Here is a 17,011-nt window from a genome sequence, read left to right on the forward strand (position 1 = left end):
TGCAAATAAAACGAATAAACGTTCGCTTTTTTCTTGCGTAATATCTCAAAAAGAAGTATAGTGAAAACAGATGAAAAATGTAGTTAGTAACGAGGAGGAATTATTTTGGACGAAAGACAAGCGGCCTTAGATATGGCGTTAAAACAGATTGAAAAGCAATTCGGTAAAGGTTCAATTATGAAGCTAGGCGAGAAGACAGACCTAGAAATCGCAACATCTTCAAGTGGCTCATTAGCACTTGATGCAGCATTAGGTGTAGGTGGTTACCCACGAGGTCGTATTATCGAAATTTACGGACCAGAGTCTTCGGGTAAAACAACAGTAGCGTTACATGCGATTGCAGAAGTGCAAGCAGGTGGTGGACGTGCAGCGTTTATCGATGCAGAGCATGCATTAGACCCTGTTTATGCTCGTGCACTAGGTGTAGATATTGACCAATTATTATTATCTCAACCAGATACGGGTGAGCAAGCGCTAGAAATCGCAGAAGCATTAGTGCGCAGTGGTGCGATTGATATTTTAGTTATTGACTCTGTAGCCGCATTAGTACCAAAAGCGGAAATTGAAGGCGAGATGGGTGACTCACACGTTGGTTTACAAGCGCGTTTAATGTCACAAGCTCTACGTAAATTATCAGGCTCAATCAATAAATCAAAAACTATCGCTATTTTCATTAACCAAATTCGTGAAAAAATTGGTGTAATGTTTGGTAACCCTGAAACAACACCTGGTGGTCGTGCGCTTAAATTTTATAGCTCGGTACGTCTAGAAGTACGTCGTGCTGAAACAATTAAGCAAGGGACTGACATGGTTGGTAACCGTACAAAAGTTAAGGTAGTTAAAAATAAAGTAGCACCACCATTCCGTACAGCTGAAGTTGATATTATGTATGGTGAGGGTATTTCTAAAGAGGGCGAGGCTATTGATTTAGGTGTTGAACTAGACATCGTTCAAAAAAGTGGCTCTTGGTATGCTTATGATGAGGAACGTTTAGGTCAAGGTCGTGAAAACGCTAAGCAATACTTAAAAGAGCATCCTGAGATTTTACATGAAATCTCAAGCCGTATTCGTGATGCTTATGGCATTGCGGCAGCTCCTTATGAATTAGCTACAGCTGATAAAACTGACGAATCATTAATTGACCAAGAATAATAATACATGACCTGCAGTGCCTGATGCACTGCAGGCTTTTTTTATGCAAAATTAAAGTGTTTTCAATGGTGTGCTAACCTTGACATAGCCTAGTAGTAACTATACAATTAAATATGTATAATTTTCTAAATTATAATGTAAACTGGCGTGATAAATAGCTACGTTTTACGTAGTTTTTTTTGTGAAAGCCAATGAAAATTTTAGTAACATACTAGCAAGAGGAGGTGTTCGTATGACAGAAGCTATCATCTCCGCTTTGCTTGGCATCATGGTTGGTGCAGTTGTTATGTATTTTTATATGAAAAAAGTGAATAATGATAAAATCAATGGCGCAAAGTACCAGGCCCAAGCAATAATCGATGATGCTCATAAAACAGCACAACGAGAAGCGGAGGCGCTCAAAAAAGAGGCAATACTTGAAGCCAAAGATGAAACTCACCAATTTCGAGTTGAGGCAGAAAACGACATTCGTGAACGTCGTTCAGATCTTCAAAAACAAGAGAACCGTTTATTGCAAAAAGAAGAAAATCTTGACCGCAAGGATGATGCTCTAAATACACGAGAAATCGGCTTAGAGAAACGAGAAACAACTCTAGCCAATCGACAACAGCATATTGAACAGATGGAAAGCAAAGTGGAAGAGCTTGTCGCTAAACAACAAGCTGAACTTGAACGTATTTCTTCATTAACACGTGAAGAGGCGAAGAATGTCATTTTAGGACAGGTTGAAAACGAACTTTCGACAGATATTTCGATTATGACAAAAGAGGCGGAAACACGTGCGAAAGAAGAATCTGAGAAAAAAGCACGAGAGATTTTATCTCTTGCACTACAACGCTTTGCAGCTGACCATGTAGCAGAAACGACAGTATCCGTTGTTAATTTACCTAATGACGAAATGAAGGGTCGTATTATTGGTCGTGAGGGTCGTAACATCCGTACACTAGAAACACTTACGGGCATTGACTTAATCATTGATGATACGCCTGAAGCTGTAATTCTTTCTGGTTTTGATCCAATTCGTCGTGAGACAGCACGTTTAGCGCTTGAAAAATTAGTGCAAGACGGACGTATTCACCCTGCGCGCATTGAAGAAATGGTAGAGAAATCTCGCCGTGAAATTGATGAGCATATTCGTGAAACTGGTGAACAAACGACGTTCGATATCGGTGTTCATAACCTACATCCAGATTTAATTAAAATTTTAGGTCGTTTAAAATACCGTACAAGCTATGGTCAAAACGTATTAAAACACTCTGTAGAAGTAGCTACATTAGCTGGCTTACTGGCTTCAGAGTTAGGCGAAGACCCAGTGCTTGCGCGTCGTGCGGGCTTACTGCATGACATCGGTAAAGCGATTGATCACGAAGTAGAAGGTAGTCACGTAGAAATTGGCGTTGAGCTTGCGACAAAATACAAGGAACATCCTGTAGTGATTAACAGTATTGCATCTCACCACGGTGATACAGAAGCAACATCTGTTATTGCAGTGCTTGTAGCAGCAGCTGATGCTTTATCAGCAGCGCGTCCAGGTGCACGTAGTGAAACACTTGAAAACTACATTCGTCGTCTGGAAAAACTTGAAGAAATTTCAGAGTCTTATGATGGCGTTGAAAAATCATTTGCTATTCAAGCAGGGCGAGAAATTCGTATTATCGTTCAGCCTGATAAGATTGATGATTTATCTGCGCATCGTTTAGCGAGAGATATTCGTAAACGTATTGAAGAAGAACTTGATTATCCAGGTCATATTAAGGTAACAGTAATTCGAGAAATGCGTTCTGTAGAATATGCAAAATAAACAAATTCTCCTTTAACCGCGTGTTAGAGGAGATTTTTTTGTAAAGGATTGAAGAAAATGAAGATTTTATTTATTGGTGATATTGTAGGTTCAATTGGTCGAGATACTGTAGAAAAGTATTTACCTCGCTTACGACGCAAGTATGAAGTAGATGTTGTTATTGCAAACGGTGAAAATGCAGCTGCAGGACGCGGCATTACAGAAAGTATTTATCAAGATTTATTACAAGTTGGCGTTGATGTGATTACAATGGGTAACCATACGTGGGATAACCGTGATATTTTTAACTTTATTGATGATGCCGAATATTTAATTCGACCTGCTAACTTTTCTGAGGATGCACCAGGCAAGGGCACAGTTCAAATTACTAAAAATGGTGTGACATTAACAGTAATTAACCTCCATGGACGCGTATTTTTACCACCGCATGAAGATCCATTTGCTATGGTAGATGAGCTCGTAGCAGAAGCTAAACAAACATCACCACTTGTATTTGTAGATTTTCATGCTGAGGCTACAAGCGAAAAAATTGCAATGGGCTGGCATTTAGATGGACGAGCTTCGGCAGTTGTAGGGACGCATACGCATGTACAAACAGCAGATGCGCGTGTATATCCAGGCGGAACGGCATACATTACTGATGTAGGTATGACAGGTCCTTATGATGAGATTTTAGGTATGAAAAAAGATAGCGTGTTGTACCGATTTAAAACGAATATGCCAACACGTTTTGAAGTACCGAAATCAGGTCGAGAGCAATTAAGTGGCTTCTTTGTAGAGGTTGATGATAAGAGCGGAAAAGCCATACGCTGTGAGCGTGTTTATATTAATGAAGATTATCCGTTTAAAGGATAATAAATAGGGTAACTATTTAAAGAGGCGAGATCGTAACTCGCCTCTTTTTTCTATAGTAAAATACCGCACTTTTTGAACAATTTGTGAACTTGTGGTATGATAGAAAGATATTAAAACAAAGGGGTGTTCATGAATGACAAAATTAACATATTTAGCAGCAGGTTTATTTGTGGGTTTATTTTTGTTACCAAGAACGATGGGCATTCCAGGCTTTGACGCTTTACTCACGAAAGTGCTAGGCCCAGTAAGTGCAGTTAACATGACGATTGCACTGCTCATCTCAATATTATTGGTATCATTTATTTTATTAGCTGTCTTTAAACAGCCAAATCAAAAATATGAGGAAACTATAAAATGATAATCCACATACAAGCTTGTACTACACATTAAAGCAACGTCACTTTAACTAAAGGTGGCGTTGCTTTTAAATTTGCCTTTTTTAAGGTGTCGGTCAAAGGTCTGAAATTATTGTTTTTGGGGCAATAACAATAGTGAGATGTGTTACTTCATGGTAAACTTGTGTAGGAAAAGTATATAAGACATAAGCTAAGGAGTTGTTTATATTGTTACATCAGCTTTCATGGAAAGTCGGTGGGCAGCAAGGTGAAGGTATTGAGAGTACAGGTGAAATCTTCTCAATGGCAATGAATCGTTTAGGTTACTTCCTATACGGTTACCGTCATTTCTCTTCACGTATTAAAGGTGGCCACACGAATAATAAAATTACAGTGCGTGCAACAGAGGTTCGTGCTATTACAGACGATTTAGATATTTTAGTCGCATTCGACCAAGAGACGATTGACGTTAACTATCATGAGCTAACGGAGAAGGGTATTATTTTGGCAGATGCAAAATTTAACCCAGCCCAGCCAGAAGATTGTAAGGCACCACTTTTTGCGGTACCATTTACTGAAATTGCAACTGAACTTGGCACATCGCTTATGAAAAACATGGTAGCGATTGGTGCAACAGCTTCACTACTTAATTTAGAGGACGAGGTATTCCAAAGTGTTGTAAACGAAATCTTTGGCCGTAAAGGCGAGGTCGTTGTTCAAAAGAACATGGAAGCTATTGCTAAAGGGCACGAGGTAATGAACGAATTGTTAGGTGAGCGTGTAGGTGACTGGGAAGTAGTAAAAGCAGATGGTAAGCACCGTATGTTTATGATTGGTAACGATGCTGTAGCGCTTGGCGCATTAGCAGCAGGTGTGCGATTTATGGCAGCCTATCCTATTACCCCAGCATCTGAAATTATGGAATATTTAATTGATAAATTACCAGAGGTTGGCGGCGCTGTTATCCAAACAGAAGACGAAATTGCAGCAGCGACAATGGCGATTGGTGCTAACTACGGCGGCGTACGCTCGTTTACAGCTTCAGCAGGTCCAGGTCTCTCGTTAATGATGGAGGCAATTGGTCTTTCGGGTATGACAGAGCAACCACTTATTATTGTAGATACGCAGCGTGGTGGTCCATCTACGGGCTTACCAACGAAGCAAGAGCAATCCGATTTAATGGCTATGCTGTATGGTACACACGGTGAAATTCCGAAAGTTGTAATTGCACCATCAACAGCAGAAGAAGCATTTTATGATACAATCCAAGCGTTTAACATTGCGGAAGAACTGCAATTACCTGTTATTATTTTAACGGATTTACAACTTGCTTTAGGCAAGCAAACGGTAGAGCCATTTGATTATAGTAAGGTAGAGATTCGTCGTGGTAAGTTAGTAGATAGCGTTGAAGCACCTGAGATTGATAAGGCATACTTTAAACGTTACGAAACAACAACAGACGGCGTATCACCACGTGTTATCCCAGGTGTTGAGCATGGTATTCACCATGTGACAGGTGTTGAGCATGACGAAACAGGTAAGCCTTCAGAGGCACCATCAAATCGTGCGGCACAAATGGAAAAACGTTTCCGTAAATTAGATGCGATTAACTTTAAAGAACCCATCTATGCGCGTACAGAGCATGAAGATGCAGATGTTTTAGTTGTAGGCTTTAACTCAACACGTGGTGCGATTGATGAGGCTTTAGAGCGTTTAACGAATCAAGGTATGAAAGTTAACCACGCACAAGTTCGTTTAATTCACCCATTCCCTGTAGAAGAAATGCAGGCATTAATGGCGAAAGCGAAAAAGGTTGTAGTAGTGGAAAATAACTTTACAGGTCAGCTTGCTAACATTATGAAAATGAATGTGGGCGGTCATAATAAAATTACAACAATTAATAAATACGATGGTACACCATTCTTACCAGGTGAAATCGAAACTAAAGTGAAGGAGCTGCTTAAGTAATGGCAACATTTAAAGATTTTCGTAATAGTGTAAAGCCTAACTGGTGTCCAGGATGTGGTGATTTTTCTGTACAGGCAGCAATTCAACGTGCAGCAGCAAATGTTGGTATTGAGCCGCATGAGCTAGCAGTTATCTCAGGTATTGGTTGCTCAGGACGTATTTCAGGTTATATTAATTCTTACGGCTTCCATGGTATTCATGGTCGCGCATTACCAATTGCGCAAGGTTTAAAAATGGCAAACCGTAATTTAAATGTTATTGCTTCTGGTGGTGACGGTGATGGCTTTGCGATTGGTATGGGACATACTGTGCACGGATTACGTCGTAACTTAGATTTAACATATATTATTATGGATAACCAAATTTATGGTTTAACAAAGGGACAAACTTCACCGCGTTCAGAGGCAGGTTTTGTTACAAAATCAACGCCAGAAGGTGCAATTGAGCCAGCAGTTAAACCATTAGAGCTAGCTTTAACAACAGGCGCTACATTTGTTGCACAAAGTTTCTCTACAGATATTAAAGAGCTGACAGCAATTATTGAAGCGGGTATTAAACATGAGGGCTTTGCCTTCATTAACGTCTTTAGTCCATGCGTAACATACAACAAGGTAAATACGTATGAATGGTTTAAAGAAAATTTAACAAAGTTGTCTGATATTGAAGACTATGACCCAAGCAACCGTGAGCAAGCAATGAAAACGGTAATGGAGCATGATGGTTGGATTACAGGTATTATTTATCAAGATACCGAAACACCATCTTACCAAAAGAAAGTAGATCGCTATTCAGAGGATGCCCTATCAGGTGCGGACTTGGCGCTTGGTGAAGATAAATTTAACGACTTAGTTAAAGAGTTTATGTAAATGCAAGGACCGTCCAAATGGGCGGTCCTTTTTATTTGTGATACAATGCGATGGAACGGGGTGATGTTAATGGCAGAAATCATATCGCTTACGCAACTTAAACAACAAAAGCAATTGCAAGTACATATTGCGCGTAACTGTAATTTTGATCAACCTGACGAAATCGATGCCTTAATTGTAGAAGGCTCTTTACGTGTGAAAAATCATACGGAGTTTTTAGCCTATTTGCATCATTTATACGAGCAAGAGCTAACACCACGCGAGGTTTTTTATGACGTATTTTATTTACAACCACGTCAATTTGCTAGACGCTACGGTTTGGATTGGTGGCGCTGTGTACAATATGCGGTAACTTTTTTAACTATCTTAAAGGAAAATGAGCGTGACGAGTATGTGACCTTCTTATACCGTTAAATCAGTGAAATACTTTGTTGTGGTTGTCCTTCTATGGTGCAATTCGCTATAATGGAACAATGAGAATTCGCAGCGACGAATTTAGCTCGAAAGGAGTTTCATTACGCAATGAATGAAGAACAACGATTAGCGAGTCAGCAAATCAAAACAGACAAGCAACCTGAAAAGGATTACAGTAAATATTTTGAGCAGGTGTTTACAGCACCCTCATTAAAAGAAGCAAAAAAACGTGGTAAGGAAGAAGTGAACTACCACAAAGATTTTGAAATTGACGAGCAGTTTGCCAATATGGGTGTGGGTCGCAAATTTTATATCCGTACGTACGGCTGTCAAATGAACGAGCATGATACTGAGGTTATGGCAGGTATTTTTATGGCGCTTGGCTATGAGCCAACCGACAATATCGAAGAATCGGATATTGTCCTGCTTAATACATGCGCAATTCGTGAAGGTGCCGAAAATAAAGTATTTGGTGAGCTAGGTTTCCTATTAAAATATAAGCGCAAAAATCCAGATATGCTCATTGGTGTTTGTGGCTGTATGTCACAAGAAGAAAATGTAGTGAAACGTATTTTAAAACAATACCAGCATGTTGATATGGTTTTTGGTACGCATAATATCCATCGCTTACCAACGATTTTAAAAGAGGCTTATTTATCAAAAGAAATGGTTGTTGAGGTGTGGTCTAAAGAAGGCGACGTAATCGAAAACCTACCTAAAAAGCGCCTTGGCTCAATTAAAGCTTGGGTAAATATTATGTATGGTTGCGATAAGTTTTGTACGTATTGTATCGTGCCTTATACAAGAGGTAAGGAGCGTAGTCGTCGTCCTGCTGAAATTATTCAAGAAGTGCGAGGCTTAGCAGCAGAAGGCTATCAAGAGATTATGTTACTTGGTCAAAATGTTAACGCTTACGGCAAGGACTTTGACGACGTAACCTATGGTCTTGGTGACTTAATGAAAGAGTTAAGTACGATTGATATTCCGCGTATCCGTTTTACCACAAGTCACCCACGTGATTTTGATGATTATTTAATTGAGGTGCTTGCACAAAAAGGTAACCTAGTGGAACATATTCATTTACCTGTACAGTCAGGCTCTAATGACATTTTAAAAATTATGGCACGTAAATATACGCGCGAGCATTTCTTACAATTAGTAGATAAAATTAAGACAGCTATCCCAGATGTGGCTTTAACAACTGATATTATTGTAGGCTACCCAAATGAAACAGAAGAACAATTTGAAGAAACATTATCGCTTTACCGCGAAGTTGGCTTTGAAATGGCTTATACGTACATTTATTCTGCGCGTGAAGGTACGCCAGCCGCTAAAATGCAAGATAATGTACCAGACGATGTAAAGAAAGATCGTCTTGATCGCTTAAACGATGTTGTGCGTGAGTACTCAGCGAAAGCGCTTGAACAATTAGTAGGTACAGAAGTCGAAGTATTAGTTGAAGGAAGCAGTAAACGCCGCGATGATGTATTAGCGGGCTATACACGCAAAAATCGTCTTGTTAACTTCGAGGGGCCTGCGGATAGCGTTGGTAAATTAGTAACAGTCAAAATTATTGAAGCAAAATCACACTCCCTAGTAGGCGAGTTTATTAAATAAAAGGTGGTAACTAACAATGACAAAACAATATACTAAAGATGATTTAATTATTAAGGCACGCGAGATCGCGCATATGATTGCCAATACAGAGCAAGTCGAAATTTTTAAAGCGGCTGAAGCTAAAATTAATGAAAACCAAGAAGTTCGCGAAAAAATCGAGAGCCTTAAAGCACTTCAAAAGCAAGCTGTTAACTTTGAACACCTTGGTAAAGAGCGTGGCGTTAAGGTAATCGAAAGTAAAATCGAGCAAATCGAAAACGAAATTAATGAAGTGCCAGTAGTGCAACAATTTAAAATGACGCAAATGGATGTTAATGAGTTATTGCAATTAGTGTCAAATACAATTGCTAACCATGTAACAAACGAAATCGTTGAATCAACGGGCGGCGATGTACTGCGCGGCGAGACAGGTTCTTACGTAGAAAATAAGAGCGGTAGCTGCTCATAAAACAAATGCGAGTCGAGCGATATGTTCGATTCGCATTTTTTGTTTGTTATAATAAGCATACGTAATTTTTAAACAGGAGAGAAATGACAATGACATATACCCCAATGATTCAACAATATTTATCTGTGAAGGCTGATTATGAAGATGCCTTTTTATTTTTCCGTTTAGGCGATTTTTATGAATTATTTTTTACGGATGCAACGCGAGCATCGCAAATTTTAGAGATTACTTTAACAAGCCGTGATGCTGGTAGTAAAGAGCGCATCCCTATGTGTGGTGTGCCGCATCACTCGGCTAAAAATTATATCGAAACGCTAGTACAAAAAGGGCATAAAGTAGCCATCTGTGAGCAAACTGAGGATCCTAAGCATGCAAAAGGTGTGGTGCGCCGCGAAGTAGTGCAGTTAATTACACCAGGGACACTTACGGAGGGCAAAACAGTTGATGGTAAGAGCAATCATTTTATTGCCGCAGCAGATGAAATAGCAACAGGTTTTAGCTATGCTTATTTAGATATGGCGACTGGTGAGGCAATTGTGTCAACTGTAGAAGGCGAGGCACGTGCTTTAGTGTTACAGCTCCAATCTTATGGCATTAAAGAAGTTATCGTACCTGCTCATTTAACGCCTGTTATGTCACCACTAACTACACAACTTGGTATTACATTGTCTGTTGAGGATGAGGTGAAAGAACAAGCATACCCGCTTATTCCAGAGGCTTTACATACAAGCTGTGGTAGATTATTACGCTATATTGAGCGTACGCAAATGCGTGCACTTGCGCATATTCAAGATTTTCGTTATGAAGAAACAGCTAATCATTTACGCATTGACGCCTCATCTAAACGTAACCTTGAGCTAATCCAATCCATACGTGGCAACGACACAAAGGGAACATTGCTGTGGCTATTAGATGACACCGCAACATCAATGGGAGCACGTAAGCTTAAGCAATGGCTACATGAACCATTAGCTACACAGCATTTAATTGAAGCCCGCTTGCAAATAGTGAGTGATTTACTGGACGGCTTTTTTGTACGTGCGGAGTTACAAACGATGCTTAAACAAGTGTATGATTTAGAGCGTTTGGCAGGGCGTGTGGCGATGGGTAGTGTAGGTGGGCGTGATGTCGCGCAACTTCGTGATTCATTGCGTCAAGTGCCGTTTATTCAAGACCAATTAATCAATGCTGGTTATGATAGTCTACGCACGTTAGGTGAGCAACTTGATACTTGTGTGGATGTGGAGCAGTTATTAGCAGCTGCCGTTACAGACCACCCGCCAATTAGTATTAAGGAAGGCGATGTGATTCGCGATGGCTATCATGCACGTTTGGATGAACTACGTGATGCCTCGCGTAACGGTAAGGACTGGTTAGCCCAGCTTGAGTTACAAGAGCGTGAGCGAACGGGTATTAAAAATTTGAAAATCGGTTATAATCGCATTTTTGGTTATTACATTGAGATTACAAAATCTAATATTCATTTGGCTGATCTTACGCGCTATGAGCGTAAGCAAACGCTCGCTAATTGTGAGCGCTATATTACAGAAGAACTAAAAGAAAAAGAAGCACTTATTTTACATGCAGAGGAAGAAAGCCTCGCTCTAGAATATGATTTATTTGTTGCGCTACGCGAAAAACTTAATGCATATATTCCGCGTCTTCAAAAGTTAGCTGCTGTATTGAGTGAGCTTGATGTGCTTATGAGTTTTGCTCAAGTTTCGGATAATTATCGTTTTGTGCGTCCAACTTTCCATGAGGGCAAAGCCTTACTTATTAAAGATGGTCGTCACCCTGTTGTCGAAAAAATGCTTAACAAGGATTCGTATGTACCAAATGACTGTGTGTTAACAGAGCAAGAAAATATGATGTTAATTACGGGACCTAATATGTCTGGTAAAAGTACGTATATGCGTCAAGTGGCTTTAATTACGGTAATGGCGCAAATGGGATGCTATGTGCCTGCGAGTGAGGCAAAGTTACCGATTGTAGATCAAATTTTTACACGCATCGGTGCTGCGGATGATTTAGCACAGGGGCAATCAACCTTTATGGTCGAAATGTTAGAGTCACAACATGCGATTGCGAACGCAACAGCACGCAGTTTGCTATTATTTGATGAGATTGGCCGGGGGACATCTACGTATGATGGTATGGCTTTAGCACAAGCGATGATGGAATATATTCATAATGAAATTGGTGCAAATACATTATTTTCTACGCATTACCATGAGTTAACAACACTAGATCAAGCATTAGCAAGATTACAAAATGTACATGTTACTGCAGCTGAGCAAGATGGTAAAGTCGTATTTTTACACAAAGTAAAACGCGGTGCGGCAGATAAATCCTACGGTATTCATGTAGCGGAGCTTGCGCAATTACCAAATGCCATCATTACACGTGCCAATGAACTGCTTATGAGCTTTGAGGAGCAACCTGCTGTAAGCACACCAATTATTGAACAGGTAGCTGAACCTGTTGCACAGCTTAGTTTATTTGCGGATGAGCCAACATCAGCTGAGCAAAAGGTACTTAAGCAGTTACAACAAGCGAATTTAATTACTTCAACGCCAATGGAGGCAATGAATTTATTATATGCACTACAACAACAATTAAAAAAATGAGGTGATACGAATGGGCTCAATTCAAATTATGGACGAATGGCTCTCTAACCGTATTGCAGCTGGGGAAGTAGTTGAACGCCCAGCTTCAGTTGTTAAAGAGTTAATCGAGAACGCCATTGATGCTGGGAGTACATCCATTGAGGTGTTTTTACAGGAAGCGGGTTTATTATCTATCCAAGTGATTGATAATGGACGCGGTATGGATCAAGAGGATGCTAAGCACTGCTTTATGCGCCATGCAACGTCTAAAATTCATGATGAGCATGATTTATTCCGTATTCGCACGTTAGGTTTTAGAGGCGAGGCACTTGCTTCTATTGCTTCTGTGGCGAAGGTTGAGTTACTTACCTCTACTGGTGAAATGGGCACTCGCCTTGTGCTAGAAGGCGGTAAGCTACTTGTTAATGAACCAGCAGCGGCACGTCAAGGTACAACAATGACAGTGAGTCAGCTCTTTTATAATACGCCAGCGCGTTTAAAATATATGAAAACCATTCAAACAGAGCTAAGCCATATTATGGACTTACTCAACCGTTTAGCATTAAGTAACCCGCAAATTGCGTTTCGTCTTGTGCATAATAATCATGAGCAATTACGTACCAATGGACGTGGCGATATACCACAAGTGTTAGCGGCAATTTATGGTGTAGCCAATGCGCGCAAAATGATTCACTTTGCTGGTGAGAGCAATGATTATAAAATTTCAGGTTATGCCACATTGCCTGAGCTAACCCGCGCTTCAAAAAATTATATGTCGTTTTTTGTTAATCATAGATGGGTAAAGCATTATACGATGCAACATGCGATTATTGAGGCCTATCATACTTTCCTACCCATTAATCGTTTTCCTATTGTGGCATTGTATATTGAAAGTGACCCACAGTTAACGGATGTAAACGTGCATCCTGCTAAGCACCAAATTCGTTTAAGCAAAGAAAAGGAATTGCTCACGTTAATCACAACGACGTTACGACATGCGCTACAGGAAGCGAGCCGTGTGCCGCATGTAGAGCCAGTAAAAAAAGCACCAAAGCTAGTAAGTGAGCAAGTATCGTTATGGCAACCGCAAAAAGTATATGAGCCGTCACCTAAGGTTGAGCCTGAAGAAATTGAGTGGGTATATCACCCACCTATAGAGCCACCTGTAATTGAACAAGAAATCCTTGCGCCACCACCACCTAAAGAGGTGTTGCCACAACTAGAGGTAGTGGGGCAAATCCACGGTACTTACATTGTCGCTCAAATGGAGGATGGCTTTTATTTAATTGATCAGCATGCTGCACAGGAGCGCATTAAATATGAGTATTTTCGTGATAAGGTGGGCGAGGTAAATGCAAGTGAGCGTCAATCATTACTGTTACCACTCACTTTTCACTATGCAGCAGATGAAGCTACGATTTTAAAAGAGCACACAGCAGTACTTGAGCAGGTAGGTGTATTTTTAGAGCCATTTGGGCAAAACTCATTTGTAGTAAGAGAGTACCCAACTTGGCTACCAAAGGATGAGGCTAACCAAACAATTGAGGGCTTGATTGAACAGGTGTTACAAACAAAAAAAGTAGATATTAAAAAGCTACGCGAAGAAGCGGCAATTATGATGAGTTGTAAAGGTTCGATTAAAGCAAATCATCATTTAACCCAGCAACAGATGGAGCAGTTACTTGAAGATTTACGGAAAGCAGACCATCCATTTACGTGTCCACATGGGCGCCCTGTGCTAATTCACTTTAGTACAACGGATGTTGAGAAGATGTTCAAGCGTATTATGTAAGGGGGAGTACGATGAAGACGTATGTTTTAGCAATTGATCAAGGTACAACGAGCTCGCGTGCCATGTTGTTTAATAAAAAAGGCGAGATTGTGCATGTGGTACAGCGTGAATTTAAACAGCACTTCCCGCATGCGGGTTGGGTAGAGCATAACGCGCTCGAAATTTGGGGTTCGGTATTAGCTGTAATTGCAAGCTTATTAACAGAGAGTAAGGTAGAGCCTGAGCAAGTTCATGCGATTGGTATTACCAATCAGCGCGAGACAACCGTGGTGTGGGATAAGCACACGGGTATACCTGTTTATAATGCAATTGTTTGGCAGTCACGCCAAACACAAGATATTGTTAATGAGCTACGCGAAGCAGGACATGAGTCTTTAATTCAGCAAAAAACGGGCTTGCGCTTAGATCCGTATTTTTCGGCTACAAAGGTAAAGTGGATATTAGATAATGTGGAGGGCGTACGTGAACGTGCTGAAGCAGGAGATTTATTATTTGGTACCATTGATAGCTGGCTAATTTGGAAGCTATCCAATGGTAAAGCACATGTGACAGATTACTCGAATGCCTCACGGACAATGCTTTATAATATTAATGAGCGCCAATGGGACGAGACACTTTGTGAGTTGCTAACTATCCCGATGGGCATGTTGCCAGAGGTGCGTAACTCGTCTGAAGTATATGTAAAAACGGACCCGACTGTATTTTTTGGTGCGGCAGTACCTATTGCAGGTGCGGTAGGTGACCAACAAGCGGCCTTATTTGGGCAAACTTGTTTTGATAAAGGTATGGCTAAAAATACGTATGGCACAGGTTGTTTTATGCTCTTTAATACAGGAGATGAGGCTGTGACATCAGCTAATGGGCTATTAACTACAATTGCCTGGGGCATTGATGATGAGGTAACTTATGCACTTGAGGGGAGTGTCTTTGTGGCAGGCTCTGCAGTGCAATGGTTACGCGATGGGCTACGTATGATTAAACATGCTGCTGATAGCGAGACTTACGCTAAGAAGGTAGCTGATACAGATGGCGTGTATATTGTACCTGCATTTGTAGGTTTAGGTACACCTTACTGGGATACCGATGCACGTGGTGCGATGTTTGGTATTACACGCGGCACTACAAAGGAGCATTTTATTCGTGCCACGTTAGAGTCACTAGCTTACCAAACAAAGGACGTGCTCCACGCGATGGAGGAGGATGCAGGTATCCCAATTGAACTACTGCGTGTAGACGGTGGTGCTGTGCAAAATCAATTTTTAATGCAGTTCCAAAGTGATATGTTGCAAATTGATGTAGAGCTCGCTAAATTAAATGAGTCAACGGCGCTTGGCGCTGCGTACTTAGCAGGGCTAGCTACAGGATACTGGGCAAATATAGAAGAAATTCGCACACTTTGGTCAAAGGGTAAATGTTATTCGCCGCAAATGGAAGTACAAACGATGCAAACATTGTATGACGGCTGGCAAAAGGCTGTAGCTGCCACACGGATGTTTAAATAAAGGGAGGAAGTATCATGTTTTCCTATAAAGAACGTACGAAAGTAAAGCAATTGATGGGCAATTATCATTTTGATGTCTTAGTGATTGGTGGCGGTATTACAGGTGCTGGTATTGCGCTAGATGCCGCATCTCGTGGGTTATCCGTAGCGCTTGTCGAAATGCAGGATTTTTCTGCAGGGACGTCAAGCCGCTCAACTAAACTTGTTCACGGTGGGCTACGTTATTTAAAAAATCTAGAGGTAGACGTGGTGGCAGAAGTAGGGCGTGAGCGAGAGATTGTTTACGAAAACGGTGTGCATATTACAACACCTGAGCATATGCTATTGCCACTTTATAAAAAAGGTACGTATGGGCCGCTTGCAACTTCAGTTGCACTAAAGGTATATGACCGTTTAGCGCGTGTAAAAAAGGAAGAACGACGCACTATGCTATCAAAAGAGCAGACGCTACAACTAGAGCCATTGTTAAAAGAAAAAGATATGCGTGGCGGTGGGTATTATGTTGAGTACCGCACAGACGATGCACGTTTAACAATTGAAGTTATGAAAAAAGCAGTGGCCTACCAAGCACTATGCTTAAACTATGCGAAAGCGACAGCATTTTTATATGACAAAAAAAATCGCGTAGTCGGCTCAAGTGTGCAAGATGTACTAACAGGAGAAACCTTTGATATTAATGCCACGCAAGTTATTAATGCGGCAGGACCGTGGGTAGATGATGTACGTAAGCGTGATGAGGTTTCTAACAACAAGCAACTGCGCTTAACAAAAGGTGTTCACATTGTAATTGATCAATCCGTATTCCCACTGCGCCAAGCTATTTATTTTGATACAGCGGATGGACGTATGGTATTTGCTATCCCACGTGATGGCAAAGCCTATGTTGGTACAACGGATACATTTTATGATAAAGACCCTACCCATCCTATTGCCACAAAAGAGGATGTTGATTATTTATTGAACACCATTCACTTTATGTTCCCAGAAGTACACGTTACAAATGCCGATGTAGAGTCAACATGGGCTGGTGTACGCCCGTTAATTTACGAAAAAGGCAAAGACCCATCAGAGATTTCACGTAAGGACGAAATTTGGGTAGCCAAAAGTGGGTTAATGACGATTGCTGGTGGTAAATTAACAGGCTATCGTCAAATGGCAGAGGATATTGTAGATAAGGTGGTAGGCATTCATAAATTTAAACACGCGCAAAAATGTGCTACCAAGCATTTATCTCTATCGGGTGCGAATGGTATTAACTCTAAAAACTTCCAAGGCTATATTGGCAATAAGGCCAAAGAAGGCGAAGGATTAGGAATTAGTTATGAGCGTGCTAAACGATTAGTATCTACTTACGGTACAAATGTAGATGAGGTATTTGGTTACCTTCGTCAAGTAAGTGAAGGCGATTTGCCACGCTGTTTACATGCGCGCTTGCTTTACGCCATTCACCATGAAATGGTCTATACACCGAGCGATTTCTTTATTCGCCGCACGGGGTTATTATACTTTGATATTGCTCAAGTTGAGCGCTATAAAGATGCGGTAATTGCTATTATGGCGAGTGAGATTGGCTATACAGAGGAGCAACGTCGCCAATTTACCGAGGAATTAATTATTGCATTACACGAAGCAAAATACCCACAGTAAGGGGTGGAG

13 protein-coding genes are annotated in these 17,011 nt (G+C 40.8%); all 13 read left to right on the forward strand.

All coding sequences use genetic code 11. The annotated features are described in order from the left end of the window. Positions 1 to 105: 105 nt before the first annotated feature. A complete protein-coding gene (recA, locus tag CH76_RS00915; RefSeq protein ID WP_036141568.1) occupies positions 106 to 1,152 on the forward strand; it encodes a recombinase RecA in 1,047 nt (348 codons plus the stop codon). Positions 1,153 to 1,384: 232 nt separating this feature from the next. Next, the gene (gene rny / locus CH76_RS00920; protein WP_036141570.1) at positions 1,385 to 2,953 is read left to right on the forward strand and encodes a ribonuclease Y; all 1,569 of its coding nucleotides are present in this window, start codon (positions 1,385 to 1,387) and stop codon (positions 2,951 to 2,953) included. Between the two features lie 57 nt (positions 2,954 to 3,010). Continuing rightward, positions 3,011 to 3,808 (forward strand): TIGR00282 family metallophosphoesterase, encoded by a 798-nt coding sequence (locus CH76_RS00925; RefSeq protein WP_036141573.1) that lies wholly within the window; start codon positions 3,011 to 3,013, stop codon positions 3,806 to 3,808. Between the two features lie 133 nt (positions 3,809 to 3,941). After that, positions 3,942 to 4,166 (forward strand): hypothetical protein, encoded by a 225-nt coding sequence (locus CH76_RS00930; RefSeq protein WP_036141576.1) that lies wholly within the window; start codon positions 3,942 to 3,944, stop codon positions 4,164 to 4,166. Positions 4,167 to 4,371: 205 nt separating this feature from the next. Continuing rightward, on the forward strand, positions 4,372 to 6,111 hold the full coding sequence (locus CH76_RS00935) for a 2-oxoacid:acceptor oxidoreductase subunit alpha (RefSeq protein ID WP_036141579.1): 1,740 nt from the start codon (positions 4,372 to 4,374) through the stop codon (positions 6,109 to 6,111). After that, on the forward strand, positions 6,111 to 6,977 hold the full coding sequence (locus CH76_RS00940) for a 2-oxoacid:ferredoxin oxidoreductase subunit beta (protein WP_036141582.1): 867 nt from the start codon (positions 6,111 to 6,113) through the stop codon (positions 6,975 to 6,977). The genes CH76_RS00935 and CH76_RS00940 overlap by 1 nt, the downstream gene beginning before the upstream one ends. 69 nt (positions 6,978 to 7,046) lie before the next feature. After that, on the forward strand, positions 7,047 to 7,391 hold the full coding sequence (locus CH76_RS00945) for a 2-oxoglutarate ferredoxin oxidoreductase subunit beta (RefSeq protein WP_152553265.1): 345 nt from the start codon (positions 7,047 to 7,049) through the stop codon (positions 7,389 to 7,391). Positions 7,392 to 7,499: 108 nt separating this feature from the next. Further along, positions 7,500 to 9,008, forward strand: a complete 1,509-nt coding sequence (gene miaB, locus CH76_RS00950; RefSeq protein WP_036141588.1) for a tRNA (N6-isopentenyl adenosine(37)-C2)-methylthiotransferase MiaB — start codon at positions 7,500 to 7,502, stop codon at positions 9,006 to 9,008. Positions 9,009 to 9,024: 16 nt separating this feature from the next. Next, the gene (locus tag CH76_RS00955) at positions 9,025 to 9,456 is read left to right on the forward strand and encodes a RicAFT regulatory complex protein RicA family protein (protein ID WP_036141591.1); all 432 of its coding nucleotides are present in this window, start codon (positions 9,025 to 9,027) and stop codon (positions 9,454 to 9,456) included. An 89-nt stretch (positions 9,457 to 9,545) separates the two neighbouring features. Beyond that, positions 9,546 to 12,083 (forward strand): DNA mismatch repair protein MutS, encoded by a 2,538-nt coding sequence (mutS, locus tag CH76_RS00960; protein WP_369792339.1) that lies wholly within the window; start codon positions 9,546 to 9,548, stop codon positions 12,081 to 12,083. A gap of 10 nt (positions 12,084 to 12,093) precedes the next feature. Continuing rightward, complete coding sequence (gene mutL, locus CH76_RS00965) at positions 12,094 to 13,854, forward strand: DNA mismatch repair endonuclease MutL (protein WP_036141598.1); 1,761 nt, start codon at positions 12,094 to 12,096, stop codon at positions 13,852 to 13,854. Positions 13,855 to 13,865: 11 nt separating this feature from the next. After that, complete coding sequence (gene glpK, locus CH76_RS00970) at positions 13,866 to 15,356, forward strand: glycerol kinase GlpK (protein WP_036141601.1); 1,491 nt, start codon at positions 13,866 to 13,868, stop codon at positions 15,354 to 15,356. A gap of 11 nt (positions 15,357 to 15,367) precedes the next feature. Continuing rightward, positions 15,368 to 17,002, forward strand: a complete 1,635-nt coding sequence (locus CH76_RS00975) for a glycerol-3-phosphate dehydrogenase/oxidase (protein ID WP_369792348.1) — start codon at positions 15,368 to 15,370, stop codon at positions 17,000 to 17,002. The last annotated feature ends 9 nt before the right edge of the window (positions 17,003 to 17,011 follow it).

The sequence above is a fragment of the Lysinibacillus sp. BF-4 genome (assembly GCF_000743635.1).
In the GTDB taxonomy this organism is placed as follows: domain Bacteria; phylum Bacillota; class Bacilli; order Bacillales_A; family Planococcaceae; genus Metalysinibacillus; species Metalysinibacillus saudimassiliensis.